Origin of the sequence: Methylophilus sp. (genome assembly GCF_035460085.1) — a bacterium.
Classification (GTDB): Bacteria; Pseudomonadota; Gammaproteobacteria; order Burkholderiales; family Methylophilaceae; genus Methylophilus.
Genome location: NZ_DATHWZ010000047.1, coordinates 1 through 1,683, shown reverse-complemented (window position 1 = coordinate 1,683; position 1,683 = coordinate 1). Strand labels below are relative to the sequence as shown.

Annotated in this window: 1 protein-coding gene, 1 other RNA gene and 1 pseudogene; 1 reads left to right on the top strand and 2 read right to left on the bottom strand. The window is 49.2% G+C overall.

The window, feature by feature from the left end; translation table 11 throughout:
- Positions 1 to 328, bottom strand: a pseudogene (locus VK958_RS07230) (3-phosphoshikimate 1-carboxyvinyltransferase); the annotation flags it as partial.
- A 20-nt stretch (positions 329 to 348) separates the two neighbouring features.
- Complete coding sequence (locus tag VK958_RS07225) at positions 349 to 1,221, bottom strand: prephenate dehydrogenase (RefSeq protein ID WP_325240235.1); 873 nt, start codon at positions 1,219 to 1,221, stop codon at positions 349 to 351.
- A gap of 81 nt (positions 1,222 to 1,302) precedes the next feature.
- Between VK958_RS07225 and ssrA the strand changes: the two genes are divergently transcribed.
- Positions 1,303 to 1,668: a transfer-messenger RNA gene (gene ssrA, locus VK958_RS07220) on the top strand.
- Positions 1,669 to 1,683 lie beyond the last annotated feature (15 nt).

Genomic DNA, 1,683 nt, shown 5'->3' with positions numbered 1-1,683 from the left:
TGCCCTCCGAAAAAGCCAACGCCGCTGTCAGCGGGCGAAAGGCGGTACCAGCATTACCTAAAAACAAGTCAGCCTCTTTATTGGGGAATTTCCCCGCGCAGCCAGTCACTCTCCAGGCATTTTCAGCAATGTTTTCCAGCTCAACACCCAGTGATCTCAGCGCCTCCAGCATCCTTGCCGTGTCATCCGAATCCAAGAGGTCACGAATGACTGTCACGCCTTCAGCAAGTGCTGCCAATAACAAGGTGCGATTGGAGATACTTTTAGAGCCAGGCAAGGTAATTGCCCCATGCGCTTGCGTGTAAGCAGGTAAGTGAAGTGGTTCCATATCTGTGAAATCTTTTAAGTCTATGATTGAATTTTGGATTTTGCCCAGTTATTGCGTGCATGGCTGGCATGATCGAACAGCGCAAACAATCCTTCGTGGTCATTATTCTCAAGCAGTGCAGTCATCTCACTTACCGCTTGTTGGTAAGTATTAAGCTCCTTGAGCAAGGCCTTCTTATTTGCTAGCGCTATATCCCGCCACATTTCAGGATGACTACCCGCAATCCGTGTGAAGTCACGGAAGCCACTGGCGGCAAACTTGAACAGTAGTTCGGCGTTATCTCGCTTGGCTAGATCCTCTACCAGGGCGAACGCCAATAAATGGGGTAAATGACTCACAGCTGCAAATACGCTGTCATGATCTTCCGGGCGCATATTGGATACCACGGCGCCACAGCTCTCCCATAACGCCGCGACCTTTGATACAGCTTCTAGGTCAGTAAGCGACCCCGGTGTAAGAATCACATTCTTGCCTATGTATAAATCTGCAATCGCCGCACTCGGACCACTTTTTTCAGCCCCGGCAATCGGGTGGCCACCGACAAACTGATTAAAATGATCACCGAGCTCAGCCTCAGCATAAGCCATGACATCTGATTTAGTGCTGCCTGCATCGGTAATCACTGTATGTGCAGCGAGGTGCGGAAGAATGGATTTCAAAATGGCTGGTGTTTGTGCAACCGGGGTAGCAATAAGTATCAAGTCTGCATTTTCCAGTGCGATCGCAATATCTGTTTCCGCGCTGTCAATCAACCCCAGGCTCAGAGCTTCCTGCAAACTTTGATTTGAACGGCCAACGCCGGTGATGTGCGGCGGGTCAGGTAATTTTTTCAGCGCCAGGGCGACAGAGCCGCCTATCAATCCCACGCCGAATATCACTATTTTATTGAACATACCAGAATTGTATCATGTCATACGACAGCGCTTTAAGATTGGCTAGTCTGGCTTTGAAGCGTATAATTGCAAGCTTGCATTGGGGCTGACCAGGTTTCGACGTGGGTTGCAAAGCAGGCAGGGCATACCGAGGCTCAGATTACCTCGTAAATACAGCTGAAAAAAGTATAGTCGCAAACGACGAAACTTACTCTCTAGCAGCTTAGTTCTGCTGGACGCTGCACCAGCTCTCCCGTGGGTTGGATTGGGGTAACCCATAGGCAGTGTCATATACACGGGATACGTGTCGTATTGGGTTACTTAATACTTCATTAACCTTAAGGTAACTCGTCTTGCAGTCGCTTGTCGGTTGGTGCATGCAAGATTAAATCAAACAACCAGGCTAAGTATGTAGAACTGTCTGTAGCGGGCTTGCGGACGGGGGTTCGATTCCCCCCATCTCCACCATTTCATAATGTAAGT